Annotated in this window: 24 protein-coding genes; 14 read left to right on the top strand and 10 right to left on the bottom strand. The window is 67.2% G+C overall.

Translation table 11 applies throughout. From position 1 onward, the window contains the following. The first annotated feature begins 103 nt into the window (after positions 1–103). Positions 104–856, top strand: a complete 753-nt coding sequence (locus QZ853_RS02115; RefSeq protein WP_295570353.1) for a hypothetical protein — start codon at positions 104–106, stop codon at positions 854–856. Between the two features lie 195 nt (positions 857–1,051). Here the strand turns inward: QZ853_RS02115 and QZ853_RS02110 are convergent, their stop codons facing one another. After that, a complete protein-coding gene (locus QZ853_RS02110; protein WP_295570351.1) occupies positions 1,052–2,665 on the bottom strand; it encodes an alpha-glucosidase in 1,614 nt (537 codons plus the stop codon). A gap of 215 nt (positions 2,666–2,880) precedes the next feature. Here QZ853_RS02110 and QZ853_RS02105 point away from each other — a divergent pair, with 215 nt between their 5' ends. Continuing rightward, positions 2,881–3,879, top strand: a complete 999-nt coding sequence (locus QZ853_RS02105) for a polyprenyl synthetase family protein (protein WP_295570349.1) — start codon at positions 2,881–2,883, stop codon at positions 3,877–3,879. A gap of 40 nt (positions 3,880–3,919) precedes the next feature. Here QZ853_RS02105 and QZ853_RS02100 read toward each other — a convergent pair whose 3' ends face one another. Next, a complete protein-coding gene (locus QZ853_RS02100) occupies positions 3,920–4,705 on the bottom strand; it encodes a dienelactone hydrolase family protein (RefSeq protein WP_295570347.1) in 786 nt (261 codons plus the stop codon). Between the two features lie 129 nt (positions 4,706–4,834). Here QZ853_RS02100 and QZ853_RS02095 point away from each other — a divergent pair, with 129 nt between their 5' ends. Beyond that, positions 4,835–5,431 carry an SMI1/KNR4 family protein gene (locus QZ853_RS02095; protein ID WP_295570344.1) on the top strand — a complete coding sequence of 199 codons (597 nt, stop codon included), beginning with the start codon at positions 4,835–4,837 and terminating at the stop codon, positions 5,429–5,431. A 60-nt stretch (positions 5,432–5,491) separates the two neighbouring features. On the opposite strand, the gene QZ853_RS02090 is transcribed toward QZ853_RS02095, so the two are convergent. The 5 genes from QZ853_RS02090 to QZ853_RS02070 all read right to left on the bottom strand — a co-directional run bounded on the left by QZ853_RS02090 (position 5,492) and on the right by QZ853_RS02070 (position 12,109). Then, positions 5,492–6,025, bottom strand: a complete 534-nt coding sequence (locus QZ853_RS02090) for a hypothetical protein (protein ID WP_295570341.1) — start codon at positions 6,023–6,025, stop codon at positions 5,492–5,494. Positions 6,026–6,044: 19 nt separating this feature from the next. Further along, positions 6,045–6,590 (bottom strand): hypothetical protein, encoded by a 546-nt coding sequence (locus QZ853_RS02085; RefSeq protein WP_295570339.1) that lies wholly within the window; start codon positions 6,588–6,590, stop codon positions 6,045–6,047. Positions 6,591–6,692: 102 nt separating this feature from the next. Next, positions 6,693–8,102, bottom strand: a complete 1,410-nt coding sequence (gene murD / locus QZ853_RS02080; protein WP_295570337.1) for a UDP-N-acetylmuramoyl-L-alanine--D-glutamate ligase — start codon at positions 8,100–8,102, stop codon at positions 6,693–6,695. Then, positions 8,083–9,435, bottom strand: coding sequence for a UDP-N-acetyl-alpha-D-muramoyl-L-alanyl-L-glutamate epimerase (gene murL / locus QZ853_RS02075; protein ID WP_295570336.1), 1,353 nt, complete (start codon positions 9,433–9,435; stop codon positions 8,083–8,085). The genes murD and murL overlap by 20 nt, the downstream gene beginning before the upstream one ends. A 79-nt stretch (positions 9,436–9,514) precedes the next feature. After that, the gene (locus QZ853_RS02070; RefSeq protein WP_295570334.1) at positions 9,515–12,109 is read right to left on the bottom strand and encodes a bifunctional aspartate kinase/diaminopimelate decarboxylase; all 2,595 of its coding nucleotides are present in this window, start codon (positions 12,107–12,109) and stop codon (positions 9,515–9,517) included. Between the two features lie 76 nt (positions 12,110–12,185). On the opposite strand from QZ853_RS02070, the gene QZ853_RS02065 reads away from it, so the two are divergent. Continuing rightward, positions 12,186–13,058 carry a PhzF family phenazine biosynthesis protein gene (locus tag QZ853_RS02065; protein ID WP_295570332.1) on the top strand — a complete coding sequence of 291 codons (873 nt, stop codon included), beginning with the start codon at positions 12,186–12,188 and terminating at the stop codon, positions 13,056–13,058. 91 nt (positions 13,059–13,149) lie between these two features. Continuing rightward, positions 13,150–14,028 (top strand): PhzF family phenazine biosynthesis protein, encoded by an 879-nt coding sequence (locus tag QZ853_RS02060; protein WP_295570330.1) that lies wholly within the window; start codon positions 13,150–13,152, stop codon positions 14,026–14,028. 73 nt (positions 14,029–14,101) lie between these two features. Here the strand turns inward: QZ853_RS02060 and QZ853_RS02055 are convergent, their stop codons facing one another. Continuing rightward, complete coding sequence (locus QZ853_RS02055; protein ID WP_014036285.1) at positions 14,102–14,533, bottom strand: OsmC family protein; 432 nt, start codon at positions 14,531–14,533, stop codon at positions 14,102–14,104. A gap of 369 nt (positions 14,534–14,902) precedes the next feature. Between QZ853_RS02055 and QZ853_RS02050 the strand changes: the two genes are divergently transcribed. The 4 genes from QZ853_RS02050 to QZ853_RS02035 all read left to right on the top strand — a co-directional run bounded on the left by QZ853_RS02050 (position 14,903) and on the right by QZ853_RS02035 (position 17,184). After that, positions 14,903–15,301, top strand: coding sequence for an HU family DNA-binding protein (locus QZ853_RS02050; protein WP_108748848.1), 399 nt, complete (start codon positions 14,903–14,905; stop codon positions 15,299–15,301). A 301-nt stretch (positions 15,302–15,602) separates the two neighbouring features. After that, on the top strand, positions 15,603–15,911 hold the full coding sequence (locus QZ853_RS02045) for a DUF3861 family protein (RefSeq protein WP_295570327.1): 309 nt from the start codon (positions 15,603–15,605) through the stop codon (positions 15,909–15,911). Between the two features lie 51 nt (positions 15,912–15,962). Next, positions 15,963–16,505: a hypothetical protein gene (locus QZ853_RS02040; RefSeq protein ID WP_295570325.1), complete on the top strand. Its 543-nt coding sequence runs from the start codon at positions 15,963–15,965 to the stop codon at positions 16,503–16,505. Between the two features lie 82 nt (positions 16,506–16,587). Next, entirely contained in the window at positions 16,588–17,184 is a 597-nt protein-coding gene (locus QZ853_RS02035; protein ID WP_295570324.1) for a DUF1439 domain-containing protein, read from the top strand. A 35-nt stretch (positions 17,185–17,219) separates the two neighbouring features. On the opposite strand, the gene QZ853_RS02030 is transcribed toward QZ853_RS02035, so the two are convergent. Together QZ853_RS02030 and QZ853_RS02025 are read right to left on the bottom strand one after the other, a co-directional pair. Beyond that, a complete protein-coding gene (locus tag QZ853_RS02030; RefSeq protein WP_295570322.1) occupies positions 17,220–17,765 on the bottom strand; it encodes a type 1 glutamine amidotransferase domain-containing protein in 546 nt (181 codons plus the stop codon). Between the two features lie 173 nt (positions 17,766–17,938). Next, positions 17,939–18,406 carry an SET domain-containing protein-lysine N-methyltransferase gene (locus QZ853_RS02025; protein ID WP_295570319.1) on the bottom strand — a complete coding sequence of 156 codons (468 nt, stop codon included), beginning with the start codon at positions 18,404–18,406 and terminating at the stop codon, positions 17,939–17,941. 210 nt (positions 18,407–18,616) lie between these two features. Here QZ853_RS02025 and QZ853_RS02020 point away from each other — a divergent pair, with 210 nt between their 5' ends. The 5 genes from QZ853_RS02020 to QZ853_RS02000 all read left to right on the top strand — a co-directional run bounded on the left by QZ853_RS02020 (position 18,617) and on the right by QZ853_RS02000 (position 23,909). Next, positions 18,617–19,072 carry an SUF system Fe-S cluster assembly regulator gene (locus tag QZ853_RS02020; RefSeq protein WP_005408436.1) on the top strand — a complete coding sequence of 152 codons (456 nt, stop codon included), beginning with the start codon at positions 18,617–18,619 and terminating at the stop codon, positions 19,070–19,072. A gap of 17 nt (positions 19,073–19,089) precedes the next feature. Continuing rightward, a complete protein-coding gene (gene sufB, locus QZ853_RS02015; RefSeq protein ID WP_295570316.1) occupies positions 19,090–20,565 on the top strand; it encodes a Fe-S cluster assembly protein SufB in 1,476 nt (491 codons plus the stop codon). 64 nt (positions 20,566–20,629) lie between these two features. Next, positions 20,630–21,394, top strand: a complete 765-nt coding sequence (gene sufC, locus QZ853_RS02010) for a Fe-S cluster assembly ATPase SufC (RefSeq protein WP_295570313.1) — start codon at positions 20,630–20,632, stop codon at positions 21,392–21,394. Then, positions 21,394–22,656 carry a Fe-S cluster assembly protein SufD gene (gene sufD, locus QZ853_RS02005; RefSeq protein ID WP_295570310.1) on the top strand — a complete coding sequence of 421 codons (1,263 nt, stop codon included), beginning with the start codon at positions 21,394–21,396 and terminating at the stop codon, positions 22,654–22,656. The genes sufC and sufD overlap by 1 nt, the downstream gene beginning before the upstream one ends. After that, positions 22,653–23,909, top strand: coding sequence for a cysteine desulfurase (locus QZ853_RS02000; RefSeq protein WP_295570309.1), 1,257 nt, complete (start codon positions 22,653–22,655; stop codon positions 23,907–23,909). Before sufD ends, QZ853_RS02000 begins: the two co-directional genes overlap by 4 nt. The last annotated feature ends 71 nt before the right edge of the window (positions 23,910–23,980 follow it).

The raw sequence follows: 23,980 nt of genomic DNA, 5'->3' as shown, positions 1-23,980 counted from the left end.
AGCAGGACCGGAAACCCGCTGCGCAGGCAGCGGGTTTTCTTTTTGCGCGTCGACACCGCGCCCGGCAGAGCATCATGAGATCAGGACAGCGCAGCGGATCGCGATGACCAGCATCATCAGCGACAGGACGCGGTGCGGCGGTTCGCCTGTCGTGGAGAAGAAACGCACTGCCGGCTACCGTGCATTACCATCTTCAGGCGTGTCGTCCAGAACAACAAGAATGCCGATGAATGCCCCGAACCAGATTCTGCAGAAGACCCTGATAGCACTTCATCGTGACGCCAGCGAAGTGCACCGGCTGTGGAATGACAAGGCCCGGTTGCTGCCGCTGCTGGAAGGCGCACTGGCCATCCAGGCTGGGCAGCCGGATCGCACCGCGCTTGGCCAGAGCGCGGCGTATCTGGTCAATTGCGTACTGGTTTTCTTCGCAGGCACGGCAGAAGGCCTTGCTGCATTGCTCAGGTCACTGCCCCGGGCCGATCTACGCGCCACCCTCGCAAGCCAGTGGCTGTCCAACGAACTCATCGCATTGGCTGAAGTCTCGGCACTGGCCCGGTCGCAGGACACCTGGACGCTTGAGCACCTGTCGGCAGAGGAGACGGAGTGGCTTGCCCGGCTCAGTGCCCAGTATCTGCTGAGGCATGCGCTGCCGAACTCCCTATCGGTGCAGGACCTGGTTCCGGAAGGACTCAGGCTTGGCCCGCTTGCCCGGGAGTACCTGCTTGGCTGGGCCTGCGAAGAAGGCAAGCTCGACCCCGCCGCCACGCAGTACTTCGCGCAGGCACATCCTGCCAAGTTCGCGATGCTGCAGACCCTCGCTGCCGCGCATCCTCCAGCCGTTACGCCCCCGCTGTAGCAGGCGGCATGTGCCGAAGCAGAAGCGTCCAGGCAGGAGGTCATGCATCGGAGTTCCACCCTGGGGGGGCCACCCGTGTCCCCATCCCGGCCGATTCCATTCCAATCGTTGGAAAGTGAAGGCCGGAGCCACCCACAAAAAAGGGACGGGGCGCTTCGGCCCCGTCCCCGCAAGTACCGCCACCGGAGAAATCGGTCAGCTGCGTCGCGCGCAATACACCGCACGCGGCGGCAGCTGGAGTTCATTGCCCTGCACCGCGCCCGCATCCGGACCCGGCACCGCCACCTGCTGCCAGTTGCCCGGCGGCAGCGGATGGCTCAGCGACTCGGCCGACAGGTTGAAGGCCAGCAGGAGGGTTTCACCTGCAAGCATACGCTCGAACAGCAGCACTGGCTCGGCACTGTCCAGGAAACGGATGTCCCCGTGCTGCAGGGCAGGCTGGGTCCTCCGCCAAGCGAGGAAGCCGCGGAAGGCCGCCAGCACCGAACCCGGGTCGGCCTCCTGCACGGCCACCGCCGCCGCTCGATGTTCGGCCGGGATCGGCAGCCACGGCTTGCCCGTGGTGAAACCGGCCAGCGGCGCATCGGTCCACGGCAACGGGGTGCGGCAGCCATCACGGCCCTTGAAGTTCGGCCAGAAGGTGATGCCATACGGGTCCTGCAGGGCCTCGAACGGCACCTCGGCCTCGGCCAGGCCCAGCTCCTCGCCCTGGTACAGGCAGACCGAGCCGCGCAGCGAGCACAGCAGCGCCACCAGCATACGGGCCAGGCGCGGATCGGCCGGGTGGCCGCCCCAGCGGCTGACCGCCCGCTCCACGTCGTGATTCGAAACCGCCCAGCACGGCCAGCCTTCGGTCATCGCCGCTTCCAGCCGGGACACCGTGTCGCGGATGTAGGCCGCGCTGTAGTCGTCCACCAGCAGCTCGAAGCTGTAGCCCATATGCAGTCGGCCGTTCTGGGTGTACTCGGCGGTGGTGGCCAGCGAGTCCTCCGAGGATATCTCGCCCAGGCTGACCGCCCCCGGGTACTCGTCCAGCAGCGCGCGCAGCTGCTCCAGGAACGGCAGGTTTTCCGGCTGGGTGTTGTTGTAATAGTGGTACTGGTAGGCGTACGGATTGTCCGGGCTGAAGCCGCGACCCACGCGCTTTTCCGGCGGTTTGGCCGGGTTGTCGCGCAGCTGCGCGTCATGGAAGCAGAAATTGATGGCGTCCAGACGGAAGCCGTCCACGCCGCGGTCCAGCCAGAAGCGCACGTTGTCCAGGGTGGCCTGCTGCACGGCCGGGTTGTGGAAGTTCAGGTCCGGCTGGTCGACCAGGAAGTTGTGCAGGTAGTACTGCTCGCGGCGCGGCTCCCACTGCCAGGCGCATCCACCGAACAGAGACAGCCAATTGTTGGGCGGGGTGCCGTCCTCGCGCGGATCGGCCCACACGTACCAGTCGGCCTTCGGGTTGCTGCGGTCCTGGCGGCTCTCACGGAACCAGGCGTGCTCGATCGAAGTGTGACTCAGCACCTGGTCGATCATCACCTTCAGGCCCAGGCCGTGGGCCTTGGCCAGCAGCCGGTCGAAGTCGTCCAGTCGGCCGAACAGCGGATCGACGTCGCGGTAGTCGGCGATGTCGTAGCCGAAATCGGCCATGGGGGACTTGAAGAACGGCGAGATCCAGATCGCGTCCACGCCCAGCGCGGCGATGTAGTCCAGGCGCTCGATGATGCCCGGCAGGTCACCGACCCCATCGCCGTTGGCGTCGAGGAAACTGCGCGGGTAGATCTGGTAGATGACGGCTCCGCGCCACCATGGATAGTGCGACATCGACAGCCCCCCTCCGGGCATGCAGGGCCCGCCGGAAGCGGGCCGAAATCCTGTTCTGGCAAGCTTAGCGGTGGCCTTGCGGGCATGGCGCAGCCTGCATACGTATTCACGCAGGCGGCCGGCCCGACCGGGGCGACGCAGGCGCCAGTCGCGGTTTGCGCCCGGAATTCACAGGCAGCGCCTATAATCAGTGGTGAGCCTGAAAGCCTGATCGCATGACCATCACCGAAGAGACCCGTCCCGCCCTGGGCCTGCCCCAGATCCAGTCGCTTGCCGCGGCCGACATGGCCGCCGTCGACGCCCTGATCCGGCGCCGGCTGTCTTCGGACGTCGTGCTGATCAACCAGATCGCCGACCACATCATTTCCGCCGGTGGCAAACGCCTGCGCCCGATGCTGGTGATGCTGGCCGGCCGCGCGGTCGGCAACGTCGGCGCGGACCACCACCAGCTGGCCGCGATCATCGAGTTCATCCACACCTCCACCCTGCTGCACGACGATGTGGTGGACGAATCCAGCCTGCGCCGTGGCCGCAGCACCGCCAATGCGCTGTGGGGCAACGCGCCGAGCGTGCTGGTCGGCGACTTCCTTTACTCGCGCAGCTTCCAGCTGATGGTCGAGCTGGAGCGCATGTCGGTGATGCAGATCCTGGCCGATGCCACCAACCGCATCGCCGAGGGTGAGGTGCTGCAGCTGCTGCACGTGCATAACCCCGATACCGACGAAGCCGCGTACCTGCGCGTGATCGAACGCAAGACCGCGGTGCTGTTCGCCGCCGGCACCCGCCTGGGCGCGCTGGCCAGCGGCGTGGACGAGGCGACCCAGCAGGCCCTGTTCGACTATGGCATGCATCTGGGCTATGCGTTCCAGATCGCCGACGACGTGCTGGACTACTCGGCCAATGCTGACGAGCTGGGCAAGAACCTGGGCGACGACCTGGCCGAAGGAAAGGCGACGCTGCCGCTGATCCACGCCATGGCCCATTCCGACGACGCCACCCGCGAGCGCCTGCGCGCGGTCGTGCAGGACGGCGACGCCTCGGCGATGCCGGAGGTGTTGGCGGCGATCCGTGCCACCGGCGGCCTGGAGTACAGCCGCGCGCGTGCAGAGGAATATGCCGAAGCCGCCGAGCGTGCGCTTGATGGCCTGGGCGACAACGACGCGGTCGCCGCCCTGCGCGGCCTGGCCCGCTACGCGGTGCAGCGCTCGCACTGATGGGTGGAGGTGTGCCGACCAACGGTCGGCACGCGCTTGTTTACCGGAACCGTTCCTCGAAGAATTCATCCAGCGCCTTCCACGCGCGCTTGGCCGCCCGTTCGTTGTACTGGCAGCCCGGCGGGCTGTTGGCATCACGCTCCGCAAAGCAGTGCACCGCGCCGCTGTAGTTGGTGAATTCCCAGTCGACCTTGGCCGCGTTCATTTCCTTCTGGAAACCTGCGATGTCCTCGGCGGTCACGCTCTTGTCGTCGGCACCATTGAGCACCAGCACCGACGGATGCGTGCCCCCGGCCTGCGCCGGTAGCGGCGAACCCAATCCACCGTGCAGGCTGACCACACCGGCCAGCGGCGCACCGGCCCGGGCCAGTTCCAGTACGGTGGTACCACCGAAGCAGAAGCCCACCGCACCAATCCGGCTGGCATCCAGCGGCGCCTTGCCGGCCTGCGCCTTGAGCACGTTCACCGCCTCCAGCGCGCGGGCACGCAGCAACGGCCGGTCGTTGCGCAGCCTGGCCGCAACCGGGCCAGCCTCGGCATCGGTCTTCGGCCGCACGCCCTTGCCGTACACATCGGCGACCAGCACCACGTAGTCATCGCCGGCCATCTGTTTGGCCTTCTCGATGGCCGATTCGTTCACGCCCTTCCAGTTCGGCACCATCACCAGGCCCGGGCGCTTGTCATGCCCGCCATCGTCGTAGACCAGCACGCCACTGAACGTCGTGCCCTGGTGCTTCCACTCCACCGGCTGGGTCTTCATCGCCGCCCAGGCCGGCATCGCCGCCAGCCCCAGAATCATCGCCACACCGCATCGCCACCGATTCATGCGTCTGCTCCAGAAAAAGGGGACGGAGGGGATTAAGTCGCACTCATCCCTTCCGCGTCGCATTCTGCATTGGCGGCGTGACGCAGGTGTGGTTGGATACGACGTAATCCCCTCCGTCCCCCCGTCTGCATGAACCTTGTTGATCGTTTTCTGTCTGGACTGATCCGACGCCTGCCTGTCGACGATGCGCCGCAGTGGGCCCATGTGCAGGGCGCCAGCGGCCAGGACCTGCAGCGCCTGCGCGCGCAGTGGCCGCAGGTGCCGGACAGCCTCGTGGCGCTGTTGTCGCGCGTGGATGGCACTCACTTCCGCGAGTACCCCGGCGGCGAGGTATGCGTGCTGATGCTGGGCTCGGACGTGGAGGACGGCGGCTATCCATACTACCTGCGCTCGGTGGTGCAGATCTTCGAGGACCAGCAGCAGTGGGACGACAGCATCCGTTCCATCTACGAGGAATGGCTGGATGACGAGCCGGAGATCCTCGGCGAAGGTATCGACGCCGATGTGGCGATGAACCGCCGGCTGTGCTTCTCGCATTGCATGAACAACGGCGGCACCTCGATGCTGTATCTGGATTTTGATCCTGCGCCAGGCGGCACAGCTGGCCAGGTGGTGCGCTACCTGCATGATCCGGACAGCTACGCGGTGATCGCGCCGAGCTTCGATGCGTACCTGCAGCAGCTGATCGATGGTGGATACGCCTTCATCGATCAGGACGAGGACTGACACCCCGCCGAGCATGGGCTCGGCTCCACAGGAGATCCACGCCATGCGTGGATGGCGGTTTCAGCTGCGTTCGATCCAGTGCAACGTTCCCGGCGCAAGCGCCATCAGATCTGCTGCCGCCAGCCGCGGCCGCGACCAACGACACTCCGGTGGCTTCGGCTGCCGGGCACTCACCGAGCCGTCGTAGTCACGCACCAGCAACCCTACACGCGCCGCACCGGCCTGCAACAGCGCGTCGATGCGCTGCAACCACTGGCTGGCATCGCCCAGCGCTTCATCGCGACGCACCTGCTGATCCTGCATATGCCTGGCCAACTGCTCGGCCAGCGCGCGGGCGATCTTCGCCTCGCCCCAGCCCTTCCTGCGCCAGCGCTCGGCATCGCCCTTCCACGCCGCCTCGGCCGACGCCGAAGCCAGCGCCGTACCGCAATCGCAATGCGTGGCGCTCAACCACTGACGCCAGCCAGGCCCGGTGGCGGCCTGCAGGCTGGGCGACTGATGGGCGAACAGCCGCCGTCCGCTGCGGGTGAAAACCGCGGCGGCCACATCGTGCGGCAATGCACTTGGCAGAAACACGGTAATGAAGGTGCACATGACCCTGCTCCGGCGCTGATCAGGACAGGTCCAGCCAGTTCAACGTTCCCTGTTCGAAGGCCACCAGGTCTGCCGCCTGCAGAACCGAGCGCCGCCAATGCCGCTGCGGGGGAACCGGATGCGGCACCGACAGTGCGATGGTGGAGTAGTAGCCCAGCAGCAGCAATCCGATCCGATCAACGCCCAACGCAGCCAGGCCGTCGGCAATCCTCAGCCATTCGCGCCCGTCTTCCTGCGCTGACAGAAACCGCTGTTCCTGCTGGCGCTGCACGAATTCCCTTTCCTGAACAAGCATCTGGGCGATCTGTTCCTCGCTGTACCCCCGCTTGCGCCAGCGCGAGCCATCGGAAACGCTCGAACACCCAGCGATCGCCTGCGCTGAGGCCAGCCCGTCCACTGGTTCGCAGGTATCAGACGTCAGCCACAGCCGCCAGTCGGGGCCAACCGCCTTCTGCAGGCTAGGCGAATCATGAGGCCGAAGCAGGCGGCCATTGCGCTGGAGCACGGGCGCTGCCTTCTTCGACGACACTTCCGCGGGCAGGAACAGGGTGATGAAGTTGAACATCGTCTTCTCCTGGCAGCAGGGCACCTACGATACACAGGGAATCACCGCCGGGTATCACCTCGATGCTGGCACACGCCTGCGCACAGGCGCGCGTTGCCGCCGTCAGCCGATGCCCAACCCCGGAATCGCGCTGATGCTGTCCGGGTCGAACCCGGCCAGTTCGGCGAAATGGCGGCCACGCGCCACGTAGTCGCGGTAGGCACCGAAGCTCGGCGCGCCCGGCGACAGCAGCACCACCCCACCCCGCGTACCCAGCGCCTCACGCGCCAGCGCCATCGCTTCCGGAAGATCAGCGGCGGCGTGCAGGCCGAAGCGGCCGGCATCGGCCAGTGGCTGCAGCATCGCGTGGATGCGCGGGCCGTTGCTGCCCATGGTCACGATCTCCACCGGCGGCACGTCGTGCGCCATGTGCTGCATGAAATCGGTCCAATCCAGGCCACGGTCATGCCCGCCCACCAGCAGCGCGATGCGCTGGCCGGCGAAGCACTCCAGCGCGGCCAGGCTGGCATGCGGCGTGGTGCTGATCGAGTCGTTGACGTAGGTCAGGCCATCGGCCACGCCGATGCGCTGAAGGCGGTTCGGCAACGGACGGAAATCCTGCACCGCCGGTGCCAGCGACACCGCATCCAGGCCCAGCGCTTCCAGCGCGGCCAGCACCGCGCACAGGTTGCCGCGGTTGTGGCGGCCCGGCAGCGGCGTGTTGCGCGTATCGAACACGGGCTGTTCCCCACGGTGCACGATGTCGCCTCGCATGTGCCAGCCCTGCGGCTGGTTGAACCAGACCACTTCGCTGCCGGGCAACGACAGCGCGGCCAGATGCGGATCGGCGGCGTTGAGCACGGCGATGCGCGGTGCGGCGCCGGTCACCAGGCGCAGCTTGTCCTCGATATAGCGCTGCTCGCTGCCGTGCCAGTCCAGGTGTTCGGGGAACAGGTTCAGCACCACCGCCACCTGTGGGTGGGCACCACTGCGCGCCACTTCGCCGGTCTGGTAGCTGGACAGCTCGACAGCCCAGTACTCGGGCGCCGGCTGCGGGTCCAGCACTTCCAGCAGCGGCAGGCCGATGTTGCCGACCAGGCCGGTGCGATGGCCGGCGGCGCGCAGCAGGTGCGCGACCAGCGCGGTGGTGGTGCTCTTGCCCTTGGTGCCGGTCACGCACACCGCGTCGTGCACGATGCCGTCGTCGGCCGCGTGTTCGGCAAACCACAGCGCGGTGCCGCCGATGAACGTGGTGCCCTGCTCCGCCGCCGCCAGCGCGATCGGCTGGTAGGGGCTGATACCGGGCGATTTGATCACCACATCGAACGCGGCCAGCGTGTCGGCAGTGGGTTCACCCCGCACGTCCAGCAACCCCTGCGTTTCCATGCGCGCGGCTTCGGCCTCAGCGGCCGGACAGAACAGGCTCAGCGCGAGCTCGGGCAGGCGTTCACGCAGCACCGCAAACGCGGCACGGCCCTCACGCCCCCAGCCCCACAGCGCAACGCGCTTTCCTTCAAGCTGTGAAATCTTCACGCACACGTTCCCACAGCGCAGCCGGAATGCGGTGCTCGCCCTGCAATTGCAGCAGCGGTGCCAGTTCCAGCTCGGCGGCATCCAGCTGCGGCTGGATCTCATTGCAGAAGCGCTTCACCAGCACGTCTTCCTTCCATTCCGGGCGCTGCGCCAGGGTCGCCATCGCTGCACGCGACTCGCGGCCTTCGCCCACGCATTCGAACGGCTTGTGGTCCTGGAACTCCAGCAGTGCATCGAAGCCAGCGGCCTGTTCGGCATCGTCCAGCAGGTTGCGGCCGAAGATGCGCACCAGACGCGTCTTGGGCATGAACGGCGCCAGCGCCAGGAACACGAAGTGGCACTTCGGGCAGACGCCGCACCAGCGGTTCACCGGGCGCTCGCCGAGGATGTGGAAGTTGCGGTTGCAGCTGGAGAAATGCGCGTCGTAGAAATCGGTCTTGGCAAACTGGCGGGCCACCGCCAGCTCGGACATCGGGCGCAGCAGCGAGTAGTACTGCAGGTCTGCCGCGACGTGCTGCTGCACGTGGTTGCCGAACGCCTGCTCGAACGCCCAGCCCTTGGACCACTGGTGGTTCACTTCGCCGGTGCCGGGAATCTGGCTGCCGTAGCTGGCCGAACGCTCGTTGGAGAACACCACCTGGTCCACGCCCTGCAGCAGCGCAGCCAGCACCATGATTGCCGAGTTCACCGCGGTGACCGGGATATGGCCGTTCCAGGCACCCTGGCGGTTCAGCTCGAACAGTTCCGGCGCCAGCGCGCGGCCCAGGTTCAGCGTCGGCAGGCCGGTACGCTCGGCACAGGCGCGGATCAGCTGCGAGCCGCCGATCCAGGTCACCGTTTCGTCCACGCCGGCACGGCGCAGCGCCTCGATGCTGACCAGCGAATCCTTGCCCCCACCGATGGCCACCAGCGCGTGCGGCTGCAGGCCCAGCGTCGGTGCCTGCACCGCCTCGCCCTGCACCGGCAGGCGGAAGCGCCCGCGCAGGTTCAGGCCGTTGCGGTAGGCGAATTCGCCCAGGCCGTTGAGGTAGACCGTCTCCACCAGCGCCGCGGTATCGGCATCGATGGCATAGCTGTCGATGCTGACCGTCTCGGGCACGCCCGCCTTGTAGTAGCTGACACCGGCAATCAGGTGCAGCAGCTGCAGCGCGCGCTGCACGGCGGCGGCACGCGCCTGGTCCAGCACGAACGGGGCGCCGGGCACGGTGATGGTTTCCACCATCTCAGGGCCGTCATCGAAGGCGTAGACCAGCTTGGCCACGCCGGTCTCCGCAGCGAATTCGCAGCGGACGAAGCGGAAGCGGGAAACCTGGTGTTTATCGAAAGCAGTCATGGTGTATCCGGTCAGGCACGGGCCTGCGCAGCAGCGCGGGGCGTGTCGGTGGGCGGGTGCAGGGCGCGAAGGATGGCGATCACTCGATCACGTCTTCGCGCGGCATCCCCCGCTGGTTGTAGGTGTTGGCCATCACATAGCCGTAGGCACCGGCGTCGGCGATCAGCATCACGTCATCCGGCGCGGTGGACACCGGCAGCTTGCGACGCTTGCCGAACACATCGCTGGATTCGCAGATCGGGCCGACCACATCGAACGCCGCTTCGGCATACCCGCCCTGGCGGCTGAGGTTCTCGATGTCGTGCCAGGCGTCGTACAGGGCCGGGCGCATCAGCGTGTTCATGCCGGCATCCAGGCCGACGCGGCGCACGCCGTCCTTTTCCACCACCTGGGTGGCGTGGGTCAGCAGCACGCCCGATTCGGCCACCAGGTAGCGCCCCGGCTCGATCGCCAGGCGGAACGCCGGATGCAGCGCCTTGACCTCGGCCAGGCCCTCGGCCCACGCATCGAGGTCGAATGGTTCGTCTTCGGCTGTGTACGGAATCGGCAGGCCACCGCCGATATCGATGGTGTGCACGCTGCCGATGCGGCGGGCGAAACCGGCCAGCTCATCGCACATCAGGCGCCAGTGCTGCGCGGTTTCCACGCCGCTGCCCAGGTGCGCGTGCAGGCCGACCACGCGGCTGCCCAGGTCGGTGGCCGCGCGCACGAACTCGTCAACGCGGGCGATCGGCAGGCCGAACTTGGAATCCTTGCCACCGGTACGCACCTTGGCATGGTGGCCTTCACCCCGGCCGAGGTCGACGCGCAGCCACAGTTCGCGGTTGCGGAACAGGTCCGGCCAGCGCTGCAGCGCCTCCACGTTGTCCACGGTGACGGTCACACCAAGTGCGAACGCCGCTTCGTACTCTTCACGTGGGCAGAAGCTGGGGGTGAACAGCACGCGCTTGGGCGACAGTTCCGGCAGGTGCTGGAACACGTGCTTGAGCTCGCCATGCGAGACGCATTCCAGGCCAAAGCCCTCAGCCTCCAGCAACTGCAGGATGGCCGGGTGGCTGTTGGCCTTGATCGCGTAGTAGCGCTGGTCGATCGGCTTGATCGCGGCCAGCGCGCGAGCGCGGGCGCGCACGGTCGGCAGGTGGTAGACGTAGCGCGGCGTACCGGCGTCAGCCAGCTGCAGAAGGTGCGCGCGCTGGCCACGCCACCACGGCGTGCCACGCGGGCGCACGGTGCCGGCGATCTCGCGCCAGCGCGGGCCGAACACCTCGGTCTCTTCCACCGGCATCGCACCACTGTCGATCAGCTCGGCGTGCAGGATCGGCAGCAGGCCATCGGCATCGGCCTCGTCGATGACGAAGGTCAGGTTCAGATCGTTGGACGACTGCGAGATCATGTGCACGCGCTCGCGGCCGAAGGTGGCCCACACGTCCGACAGCTTGTGCAGCAGCGAACGCATGCCACGGCCGACCAGGGTGATGGCAGCACACGGCACGATCACCTTCACCTTGCAGATCTGCGACAGGTCGGCCGACAGCGCGGCCAGCACATCGGTGTTGACCAGGTTCTCGGACGGATCCAGCGACACAGTGACGTTGGTCTCGGCCGAACCGATCAGGTCCACTGACAGCCCGTGCTTCTTGAACAGGTTGAACACATCGGCCAGGAAGCCGACCTGCTGCCACATGCCGATGCCTTCCATCGACACCAGCACGATGCCGTTGCGACGGCTGATCGCCTTCACCCCAGGAACCGGTGCGGCGCTGCCATCGATGCTGGTACCCGGCAACTCCGGGCGCTCGGTATCGAGGATGGCCATCGGCACGCCGGCATCTCGGCACGGCTTGATCGAGCGCGGGTGCAGCACCTTGGCGCCGGTAGTGGCGATTTCCTGTGCTTCGTAGTAGTCCAGGCGGGTCAGCAGGCGCGCGTCCGGCACATCCTTCGGATTGGCGCTGAACATGCCTGGCACGTCGGTCCAGATCTCCACGCGGCTGGCGCCGAGCAGCGCGCCGAAGTACGCCGCCGAGGTATCCGAACCGCCGCGGCCGAGGATGGCGGTACCGCCATCGGCATGCCGCGAAATGAAGCCTTGCGTGATCAGCAGGCGAGTCGGCTGCGCGCGAAAACGCTGCATCCACTCCGCGTCAGCGCGCCACTGGCAGTTCACCGACAGCCGCTGCGACCAGTCGCTCTGGTTCGGCTGCGGCGGCATCGCGTCCAGCCACTGGCGGGCATCCATCCAGCCCATGTCCAGGCCCGAGGCATGCAGGTAGGCTGCGCCCAGAGTGGAAGACAGCAGTTCGCCCTGGCCCAGCACTTCGGCCTGCCAGTCCAGCGGGCGGGTGGCTGCGCGCGCGTCGTCGAGCAGGCCCTGCAGCGCGGCCAGGCGCTCGGCCAGCACCTCGCGGCCCAGGCCAAGTTCGGTCAGGAAGCCCTCGTGGCGTTCAACCAGCGCGGCCACGCGATCGCGGCTGTCCGGTGCGCCATCGGCGATCGCGGTCAGTTCGTTGGTGACCCCGGACAGCGCCGAAACCACCACCAGCACGCGCGAGCCGGTCTCTTCCGCACGTTTTTTCGCCAGCTTCCCGATCGTATCCCAGCGATGACGACGCGACACCGAGGTGCCGCCGAACTTCAGTACGATCCAACGATCGACAAGGGGGGAAGCTGACATGGATTGGCTATGTAGAATGTGGGGAAGCCGCCCCTCGGGGGCGGAACCGTTGATTCTAAGCGCAATATCTCCGTAGATGGCCGTCCTTCGTTACCTGCAGCTCGATGTCTTCGCCCCGCGGCCCGGCACCGGCAATCCACTGGGCGTCATCCTGGACGCCGATGGGCTCTCCAGGGGCCAGATGCAGGCCCTGGCGGCGTGGTTGAACCTGTCCGAGACGGTGTTCTTCCTGCGCTCCAGCGCGCCCGGCGCCGACTACCACATCCGCATTTTCACCCCGACCCGGGAACTGGCGTTCGCCGGCCATCCCAGCGTGGGCGCGGCATGGGCGGCGGTGACCTGCGGCGTTGCGATGCCACGTGACGGCGCCCTGCTGCAGCAATGCGCAGCCGGGCTGTTGCCGGTACAGGTGAGCGGCCCGCCCGAAGCGCTGGAGATTCAATTGGCCAGCCCGCCGGCCCGGCAGCTGGCAACGGCGGCCGACACGACACCCGCCGCGCTGCTGGCACTGGCTGCCGACGGCCATGTGCCTGAGCTGTGGGACAACGGTGCGCGCTGGTGGCTGCTGCCGCTGCGCGATGCCGCCACGGTGCGCAGCCTGGTGCCGGACATGGCCGCGCTGGCCGGCTGGAGCCTTGCCACCGATGCCACCGGCGTAGCGGTGTTCGCCGACGAGGTCGGCAGCGACCACAGCCGCGTGGTGCGCGCGTTCTGCCCCGCCGACGCGCCCAGCGTGCCCGAGGACCCGGTGACCGGCAGCGCCAATGCGCTGATCGGCGCCTGGCTGCGGCAGCGCGATGCCCTGCCCGGCCGTGAGGGCCGCTATGTGGCCAGCCAGGGCCGCGAAGCCGGCCGCGACGGTCGCGTGCAGGTGCGGGTCGATGCGCAGGGAACGGTGTGGATCGGCGGCCGGGTGCAGTGCGTGATCGACGGCCACATCCATTGGTAGTGCCGGGCCACGCCGGCGAACGCAGCACACGGACGCCGGGCATGGCCCGGTGCCACCGTATCCCCCTCTCGTTTTACGGAGTTTGCCCCCTATGACCACCCGCCGTTTCCTGCAGCTCGATGTGTTCTCTCCGCGTGCCGGCGCCGGCAATCCACTGGCGGTTGTACTCGATGCCGAGGGCCTGGATGACGCCAGCATGCAGGCCATCGCGCGCTGGACGCGGTTGCCGGAGACCACCTTCGTGTTCCCGGCGCAGGCCACCAGTACCAGCTATCGGCTGCGCATGTTCAGCCCGCAGAAGGAAGTGCCGTTCGCCGGTCATCCCAGCGTCGGCACCGCCCATGCGGTGCTGCAGGCTGGCCTGGCCGCGCCGGTCGATGGCGTGCTGGTGCAGGACGGCATCGCCGGTGCGCTGCCGCTGAGGGTCAGCGGCGAAGGCGAGCAGCAGCGCATCGCCATCCGCACGCCACGCGCGCAGCTGGCCGAGATCGCCGAGGCCACCGATCCGCGCCTGCAGCCCGTGCTGAACGGCTGGGCGCTGGGCGCACTGCCGCCCGCGCGCATGCAGGGCGGCCGCAGCTGGTGGGTGGTACATGTGGCCGATGAAACTGCATTGCGCGCGCTGCAACCGGACTGGGACGCGGTCGCCGCACTCGCCGAATCCACCGACAGCATGGGCGTTTTCGCCTACGCGTTCAGCGATGGCAGCCAAGGTTGCGACCTGGCTGTGCGCGCCTTCGTCGGCAATGGCCGCCGCTTCGAGGATGCCGCCTCCGGCGCTGCCAACGCCGTGCTCGCGGCGTGGCTGGACCTGCGCGATGCACTGCCGCGCGGCCGCGCGCCGTTCGAAGTCAGCCAGGGCCGCGAGGTCGGCCACGATGCGCGACTGACCCTTCTGGTGGATGAGGAGGGTGAGGTCTGGTCCGGTGGCCAGGTGCAGACGGTGATCACCGGCACGATTGACTGGTAGCGCCGGCCGCTGGCCGGCTGCTACCTGATCCGGATATGGCGATTGCCGGCCAGCGGCCGGCACTACCTGGCGATCAGCCCAGCTCGGCTTCCAGGCTGATCGGCACCGCGCTCAGCGCCTTGGACACCGGGCAGTTCTGCTTGGCGTCATCGGCAATGGCGCGGAATTGCGCAGCGTCGATGCCCGGCACCACCGCCTTCACTTTCAACCGGATCTGCGACAGCTGCGGGCCGCCTTCCAGCGACAGATCGACCTTGGCTTCGGTATCCAGCGAGGTCGGGGTAAAGCCGGCCTCGCCGAGCTTGGCCGACAGTGCCATGGTGAAACAGCCGGCGTGCGCGGCAGCGATCAGCTCCTCCGGGTTGGTGCCCTTCTCGTCACCGAAGCGGCTGTTGAAGCCGTAGCGGGTCTTGTCCAGCAGCCCGCTCTGCGGCGTGTTCAACTGACCCTTGCCCGATTTCAGATCGCCTTCCCAATGCGCGGTGGCGTGTCGCGAGATTCCCATTTCGTGCTCCTGCGTGGCGGTGATGAACGATCACCTTCGCATGGCGCGCGTTAGGCCTGCGTCGCTCCGCCGCACTCCGCGCGTCCCGCCGCAGCCGCTACGATGGACACTTCCTCGCCACGCCATCCTGGATTTCTCCTTGTTTTCAGTGGTTTCGCGCATTCCTGCGATGGCCGGGCGACGGCGCTGCCAGCGGTTCCGCCCCCCCGCCCCCCATCGCCGGCCATGTACTGAATCGGCCTGGATATGAAAAAACATGCACTTTCCGCGCTTCGGGCTATTGGCGGCGCCCAAGAGTTGCCCTACATTGCGCTTGCCGACGGGGTTCGGCGCCGACCAAACAACCAACCGTTCACGGAACAGGAAACCATGGCAAAGACCGCTAAGAAGGCTGCCCCGAAGAAGGCAGTGAAGAAAGTCGCGACGAAGGCAGCCGCCAAGCCGGCCGCTCCGAAGCCGATCAAGGAAGTGCTGACCAAGTCCGGCCTGGTTGCACACATCGCTGAAGCCTCGGGCGTTGTCGCCAAGGACGTCCGCGCTGTGCTGGCCTCGCTGGAAAGCGCAGTCGCCTCGTCGGTGCACAAGAAGGGCGCTGGCTCCTTCACCCTGCCGGGCCTGCTGAAGATCTCCACCGTCAATGTGCCGGCCAAGCCGAAGCGCAAGGGCATCAACCCGTTCACCAAGGAAGAGCAGTGGTTCGCCGCCAAGCCGGCCACCACCAAGCTGAAGGTTCGCCCGCTGAAGAAGCTGAAGGACGCTGCGCTCTAAGCGCGCACCCGAAAGCGGATGATCGCAACGGGACGGCTCTGGCCGTCCCGTTTTTTTGGGCGTTACCCGGCCATCGATCTACGCCAGGCCTGGATGCGCCCGCTGCCTGCGGCAATCCGCAACACAGCGTTGCCGCGGCCCCGGCAATCCCCGCACAGTCCCGTCGCCACTGGCCCGGCGCGGCCTGCACCCGCCCCGGAACGTACCGGGTGGAACACTGCGTGCGGCGCCGGCCGTCGCCGTCGGCCGTGGCCTTGCCTATGGTGGACATGTCCTCCACAGCTACGGCGAGCACCCCCTCATGGCCAGCCCCTCCACCCGCTACCGGATCTCGGTGACCCCCATCGAAAAGGACGGGGTGCAGTGCACCGGCCGCTGCACCATCGAACTGGAACACCGCGCCAGCCGCGACCTGATGCGCCTGCTGGAAGCGGCACCGCGTACTGCCGGCCTGAGCGGTGACGAACGCGCAACCCTGGTGATCGCCGCCCAACTGCTGCGCGACATCGTGCAGCGCCACGCCGGGACCGACGGCCACGCGATTGCTGCCGTTGCTGCACAGGTGCTGCCCGCGCTGGATGCCCTGGAACAGCTGCCCTCATCCCGCTGATCCCAGCGCAGCCGATACACTGCCTCCTCCACATCGCCTCGGGGAGGAGGCATGCGCAGGATCCATTTTCTGATCGCCCCTTTGCTGCTGCTGGGCTGCTCCAGGCCCGCTGCACAGCCGGACCCTGTGCCAACGCCGGCCGCCGCCAGCACGCTGGCGCAGGCGCGGTCCCTCGCGGGCACCGACACCAGCACGGCGACGCTGCAGTCGCCGACCATCGAGCCGCTGTTCGCGGCGGTAGCCGCCGATGCCGAACGGCCGTCAGTGATGCTCAACCGCTACCTGATGGCGCTGCTCAACCGCGACCGCAGCGCCAGCGATGCGGCATGGGCACTGCCGCCTTCCGATCCGCGGCACGCGGACGACGCCGTGATACGCCAGTTGCAGGGCCTGCGCACGCTGCGCATGGACAGCGAAGTTCCGCTCCCACGCGACGGCCAGCACCCGCCCCGATTGCTGGAAGTACCGGTACGGATCCGCGCAGTCACCGCACAAGGCACCTTCCGCTTCGGCGGCTGGTACCGCGTGCAGCCCAGCCCCGATGGCCGCACCTGGCAGATCCAGTCGGCGCAACTGCGGCCAACGCTGGACTGAACCGTTGCAGCGGCATGCACGCACGATTCAGCCGGCACGGCTACTCTTCCCTCCATCCACTTCATCGCCACCGGTCACCGCCATGCGCCTGCGTTCCCTGATGACCCGCCTCGCCGCCGCCACCGTGCTGATCGCCGCTGCAATCGGTGCGCAGGCGGCCCCCTCCATCTCTGGCCGCGAACTGTCGGTGGGCGCCAGCGACGTGCAGCAGTACCTCGACGGCAGCTTCCCGCGCACCCAGGATGCGCTGGGGGGCCTGATCGCGCTGACCATGAGCCACCCGCAGCTCAGCCTGCCGGCCGGCGAGCGCTTGAACCTGGGCATGGACGTGGCGCTGGCTACTGCGGGCGGCAATCCGGCCAAGCTCGGCACGGTGAAACTCAGCAGCGGCCTGCGCTACGACGCGCAGACCCAAGGCTTCCACCTGCAGCAGCCGAGCGTGGATGACTTCACCCCGGCCAACCAGGGCGGTCGCCTCGATTCGCGCACCCGTGGCCTGCTCAATGCGTGGCTGAGCGACTACGCCCAGCGCGAGCCGATCTACAAGCTGGACCCGGCCGTGGCCGGCGTGCTGGGCGCGCTGCAGGTGCAGTCGGCGCAGGTCAAGAACGGCAGGCTGGTGGTCACCTTCAACCAGAACCTGGGCAACCTGGTGCCGGCGGGCATCCTCGGCAAATGAGGGGAGTGCCGGCCGCTGGCCGGCACTCCCATCCATCATTCCGCAGCCAGTGCGCTCACCACGGCCTGGCTGAAGGCAGGAATGTCATCGGGCTTGCGGCTGGTGATGATATTGCCATCCACCACCACTTCGGCGTCGCGCCAGCTCGCACCGGCGTTGGCCAGATCCTGCTGCAGCGACGGCCAGGATGTCAGTTCGCGGCCCTTTGCCAGCCCACTGTTGATCAGCAGCCAAGGGCCATGGCAGATCGCCGCCACTGGCTTGCCGGCCTCATCCAGCGCGCGGATGAAGGCCAGCGCGGCTTCGTGGGTGCGCAGCGTATCGGGATTGATCACGCCGCCAGGCAGTACCAGCGCGTCGAATCGCGCCGGATCGGCCTCATCCAGTGGGATATCCACGGCCACCACATCGCCCCAGTTCTTGTCCTTCCAGCCCTTGATGGTGGCTTCCTTGGCCGGCGACACCACGCTGACCCGCGCGCCTTCCGCTTCCAGCAGGCGCTTGGGCTCGGTCAGCTCGGATTGTTCAAAACCGTGGGTGGCGAGGATGGCGACCTGCTTGCCGGCGATACGTTGTGCCATGTCGTGTGCTCCAGTGAGGGAGCACACAGCGTCGGCGATCGGCCATTGGGTCACGGTGACCCGGCCGTGCACGGCAGGTGGAGGCCCCTTGTAGAGTCAAGCCATGCTCGACTCCACGCGGCGGCGGCCAGCAGCTGAAGCAGTCGAGCATGGCTCGACGCTACAAACCCCGGTCAGCGCTTGGGCTGCAGCATGGTGCCGGTGCACTTGGGCGAGCCACAGCGGCACTCCCAGATCTTCTTCAGCTTGGCAGTGTGGCGCTCGGCCAGCACGATGCCGTAGTTGTAGGTCAGCTCCTCGCCCGCGGCGATATCCCGCACGGCCTCGATGAACACCTTGTCGCCACGGCTGTCTCCGTCCTCGTCTTCCTCAATCACCGCCTCGCAGTTCGGATCGCAGCTGTGGTTGATCCAGCGCGCGTCGTTGCCCTTGTAGTTGGCGTCGATCACCCAGTCGTCGTTGAGGGTGAACAGGAAGGTATGACCACTTTCGACGTCGCCGCTGTCATCGGCATCGACGTCGCCGTGGCTGCGCAGCAGGCCCTTGTACTGGATCACGCGCTCGCCCTGCTTGATCGGGGTCACGGCGAACACGCCGTTGCCATGGATGGCGGACTTGCGGGCTTGGATCTTCTTCGGCATCGGCACGGGCTGTTTGCAGCGAAAGGAAAGGGGATTCTCGCCCATTCCGGGTGATTGCGAAAATCACCCTGTTGGCGCAGCATGGCGCCCCGGCAACGGCCCCCGGTGCGTCCTCCCGCCCCGGCCCGAGCGCCGGCTGAATGGCCGGGTTGGATGGCGGCGAATAAAAGCGTACAATTTCAGTCCGCTTTAAGAACCACTCGCATCCTCATGTTGCGCGTCACCAAACTCACCGATTACGCCACCGTTGTGCTGACCGTGCTCGCCGCCCGCCCGGGCGAGGTGCTCAGTGCCACCGAGCTGGCCGAATTCACCGGTCTGGAGCCGCCGACCGTCAGCAAGGTGCTCAAGCCGCTGGCCCAGGCCGGCCTGGTCGAAGGCCTGCGCGGCGTCCGTGGCGGCTACCGCCTGACCCGCCCGGCCATCGAGATCTCGCTGTTCGAAGTGGTCGAAGCGATGGAAGGGCCGCTGGCCCTGACCGAATGCAGCCACGACCACCACCAGTGCGGCATGGCGCCCAAGTGCGGCGCGCGAAGCAGCTGGCGGCTGATCAACGACGTGGTCTCCGAGGCGCTGCGCGATGTCACCCTTGCGCAGATCCTGCCCCCTCTTCCCCTTGCCGATGACGAACAGCGACGCACCATCGCTGTCGACGTCGTCTCCTGATCCGTAGGCAGCCCCCCATGGCCACCGAAACCATCGAAAACGTCGCCCACGACGACACCCCCAACCGCGAGATCCATGAGCAGCTCGGCCGCAAGTATTCGGCCGGCTTCATCACCGAGATCGAATCGGACTCGCTGCCGCCTGGCCTGGACGAGGACACCATCCGTGCCCTGTCGGCCAAGAAGGAAGAGCCGGAGTGGATGACGCAGTGGCGCCTGGACGCCTACCGCCACTTCCTGACCCTGCCGATGCCGGACTGGGCCAAGCTGGAGATCGCGCCGATCGACCTGCAGGCGCTCAGCTACTACTCCGCGCCGAAGGGCCCGAAGTACGCCTCGCTGGATGACGTGCCGAAGGAATTGCTTGACACCTACGACAAGCTTGGCGTGCCGCTGCACGAGCGCGCCAAGCTGGCCGGCGTGGCGGTGGATGCGGTGTTCGACTCGGTGTCCGTCGGCACCACCTTCCGCAAGGAACTTGCCGAGAAGGGCGTGATTTTCTGCTCGATGTCCGAGGCCATCAAGGAGCACCCGGAGCTTGTGCGCAAGTACCTGGGCACCGTGGTGCCGGTCGGCGACAACTACTTCGCCGCGCTCAACTCGGCGGTGTTCTCCGACGGCAGCTTCGTGTTCATTCCCAAGGGGGTGCGCTGCCCGATGGAACTGAGCACCTATTTCCGCATCAACGCCGGCCACACCGGCCAGTTCGAGCGCACCCTGATCGTGTGCGAGGACAAGGCGTACGTGTCCTACCTGGAAGGCTGCACCGCGCCGATGCGCGATGAGAACCAGCTGCACGCCGCCGTGGTCGAACTGGTGGCGCTGGAAGATGCGGAGATCAAGTACTCCACCGTGCAGAACTGGTACCCGGGCGACGAGAACGGCGTCGGCGGCATCTACAACTTCGTCACCAAGCGTGCCGAATGCCGTGGTGCGCGCAGCAAGGTCACTTGGACCCAGGTCGAGACCGGTTCGGCGATCACCTGGAAGTACCCGTCCTGCGTGCTGCTGGGCGACGATTCGGTCGGCGAGTTCCACTCGGTGGCACTGACCCACCACCGCCAGCAGGCCGACACCGGCACCAAGATGATCCACGTCGGCAAGCGCACCAAGAGCAAGATCATCAGCAAGGGCATCAGTGCCGGCCGCGGCCAGAACACCTACCGCGGGCTGGTCCGGGTCGACCGCAACGCCGATGGCGCGCGCAACTACACCCAGTGCGATTCGCTGCTGATCGGCAAGCAGTGCGGCGCGCACACCTTCCCCTATATCGAGGTGAAGAACCCGGGCGCCACCGTCGAGCACGAGGCCACCACCTCCAAGATCTCCGACGACCAGCTGTTCTATTGCCGCGCCCGTGGCATCAGCCAGGAAGACGCGGTGTCAATGATCGTCGACGGCTTCTGCAAGCAGGTGTTTCGCGAACTGCCAATGGAGTTCGCGGTGGAAGCCAAGAAGCTGCTGGAAGTCTCGCTGGAAGGTTCGGTCGGCTGACCCGCCTGCTGCTTACGTCTGAATATTTCAGCCACGCGTGGCGTGGCTCTACTGGATTCGTACCATGCTGAAGATCGAAAACCTCCACGCCCGCATCGGCGACAAGGAAATCCTCAAGGGCCTGTCGCTGCAAGTGAAGCCCGGCCAGGTGCACGCCATCATGGGTCCCAACGGCGCCGGCAAGTCCACCCTGGGCAATGTCCTGGCCGGCCGTGACGGCTATGAAGTGACCGAAGGCAGTGTGCAGTTCGAGGGCGTCGACCTGCTCGACCAGGAGCCGGAAGCGCGCGCCGCCGCCGGCCTGTTCCTGGCGTTCCAGTACCCGGTGGAAATCCCCGGCGTGAACAACACCTACTTCCTGCGCGCCGCACTGAACGCCCAGCGCAAGGCACGTGGCCAGGACGAACTGGACTCCATGCAGTTCCTCAAGCTGGTGCGCCAGAAGCTGGCGGTGCTGCACCTGAAGGACGAGCTGCTGCACCGTGGCGTCAACGAAGGTTTCTCCGGTGGCGAGAAGAAGCGCAACGAGATCTTCCAGCTGGCCGTGCTGGAACCGAAGCTGGCGATCCTCGACGAGACCGACTCGGGCCTGGACATCGACGCGCTGAAGAGCGTGGCCGACGGCGTCAACGCACTGCGTGCCGCTGACCGTTCGTTCCTGGTCATCACCCACTACCAGCGCCTGCTCGACTACATCAAGCCGGACGTGGTGCACGTGCTGGCCGACGGCCGCATCGTCAAGACCGGCGGCCCGGAACTGGCGCTGGAGCTGGAAGCGCACGGCTACGATTTCCTCAAGGATCGCGTGGTGCGCGAGGCGGCCGTCTGATGAGCGCGCTGCTCGACTCGATGGCCCAGGCCTTCTGCGGCAGCGATGCACGCCGCGAAGTGCTCGACGCGGCCCTGCGCAATGGCCTGCCGGGCGTGCGCAATGAAGCCTGGAAGTACACCTCGCTGCGCCAGCTGGAGCGCCGTGCATTTGCCGCCGCACCGCTGTCCCCACCGGCACTGGATGCCGCACTGCTGGAGGACATCCCAGCGCCGCGCCTGGTGTTCGTCAATGGGCGCCTGGATACCGCGCTGAGCGACGTGCAGGCCCTGCCCGCCGGCGTGCAGCTGCAGCCGCTGTCGGCCGCGCTGGCCGCCGGCGAAGACGCCGTGCGTTTCCTCGGCCGCCGCTACGAGCGCAGTGAGGAGATCTTCGCTTGCCTCAACGCCGCGCTGGCCGATGAAGGCGTGGTGCTGCGCGTGGACGAGGGCGTGCAGGTCGACGCACCGCTGCAGCTGGTGTTCGCCAGCGTCGCCGGTGCTACCGATCTGGCCTGGCACCACCGCCACCTGATCGAACTGCGCGCCGGCGCCCACCTCGGCGTGGTCGAGCACCGCTTCAGCGTCGGCGACTCGGCACACCTGGACAATACCGTGCTGCACGCCCATGTCGCCCGCGATGCCGTGCTGCAGCACGCCCGCGTGCAGGCCGGCAGCACACGCCAGACCAGCTTCCTGCGCACCGACGCGGTACTCGCCCGCGACGCACAGTACCACCGCGTGGACCTGGAACTGGGTGCCGCACTCAGCCGGCATGAACTGAACGTGCGGCTGGAAGGCGACAACGCCCAGCTGACCGCCAACGGCGTGCTGCTCGGCAACGGCCGCCGCCACGTCGACACCCGCCTGGGCATCGACCACATCGCGCGCGATACGAGCTGCGAACTGCTGTGGCGTGGCGTCGCCGCCAACCGCAGCCGTGTAGTGTTCCATGGTGGCATCCAGATCCGCGAAGGTGCCGATGGCACCGACGCCAACCTGTCCAACAAGAACCTGCTGCTGTCGGCCGACGCCGAGATCGATACCCAGCCGACGCTGGTGATCGACGCCGATGAAGTCAAAGCCGCGCACGGTGCGACCGTCGGCCAGCTCGACGCCAACGCGCTGTTCTACCTGCGTTCGCGCGGCCTGCCGCAGGCACAGGCGCAGGCACTGCTCAGCGCTGCGTTCTGCCACGAACCGCTGAGGGTGCTGCCCGACGCGCTGCGCGAGCAGCTGGCACGCCGACTGGACAAGGCCCTGGCCGAGGCAGGTGTGGCATGAACCTGACCACGCCGCGCCCGATCGAAACCCCCAGCGGCGCCCCCGACTGGGACCGCGTCCGCCTCGACTTCCCGCTGCTGATGCGCGAAGTACACGGCAAGCCGCTGGTCTATTTCGACAATGCCAACACCGGCCAGAAGCCAGTGCAGGTGATCGGCGCGGTGGACGAGTTCTACCGCCGCTACAACGCCAACGTCAGCCGCGCCGTGCATGCGCTGGGCAGCGAAGCCACCGACGCCTACGAAGGCGCACGCAACACGCTGGCCCGCTTCCTCAACGTGCGCCCCAGCGACCTGGTGCTGTGCAGCGGCACCACCTTCGCCATCAACCTGGTGGCCTATTCGTGGGCATTGCCGCGACTGAAGGCCGGTGATGTGATCCTGGTCTCGCGCATGGAGCACCACGCCAACATCGTGCCATGGCAGCTGGTCGCACAGCGCACCGGCGCCACGATCCGCGTGGCCGAGATCACCCCCGATGGTGCGCTGGACCTGGATGCGCTGCGTGCGGCGATGACCCCCGAGGTCAAGCTGCTGGCGGTCACCCACGTCTCCAACGTGCTGGGCACGGTCAACCCGGTGCGCGAGATCTGCCGTGAAGCGCGCAAGCGCGGCATCATCACTGTGGTTGATGGTTCGCAGGCCGTGCCGCACCGCAAGGTCGACGTCGCCGCGATCGGTTGCGATTTCTATGCCATCACCGGCCACAAGATGTGCGGGCCCACCGGCACCGGTGCGCTGTGGGCGCGCCGCGAGCACCTGGACGCGATGCCGCCGTTCCTCGGCGGTGGCGAGATGATCAAGGAAGTCAGCTTCGACGGCACCGTGTTCAACGATGCCCCGCACAAGTTCGAAGCCGGCACCCCGAACATCGCCGGCTTCATCGGCCTGGGCGTGGCGGCCGACTACCTGCAGCGGCTGGGCCAGGACAACGTGGAAGCGCGCGAAGCCGAACTGCTCGCGCACTTCACCGAAGAACTGCGCCGCGTCGACGGCCTGCGCATCATCGGCGAAGCGCCGGAGAAGGCGGCCGTGGTCTCGTTCCTGATCGACGGCGCGCATGCGCACGACCTGGCCACCCTGCTCGACCTGGAAGGCGTGGCCGTGCGCTCGGGCCAGCACTGCGCGCACCCGCTGCTGCAGTACTTCGGTGTGGCGGCAACCTGCCGCGCCTCGCTGGCGTTCTACAACACGCACGCCGAGATCGAGCGCTTCATGACCGCACTGACCAAGGTACGCAAGCTGCTGGGGTGACCCGTAACAGCGCGGTCAGAGCCCTTTCGCAGTGCGAAAGGGCGCTGACCCAACGCAGCTCCCCCATTTGC

The organism is uncultured Stenotrophomonas sp. (genome assembly GCF_913778665.1).
Lineage (GTDB): Bacteria > Pseudomonadota > Gammaproteobacteria > Xanthomonadales > Xanthomonadaceae > Stenotrophomonas.
The sequence above is the reverse complement of the archived record's forward strand: the minus strand, read 5'-3'. Positions and strand labels throughout refer to the sequence as shown.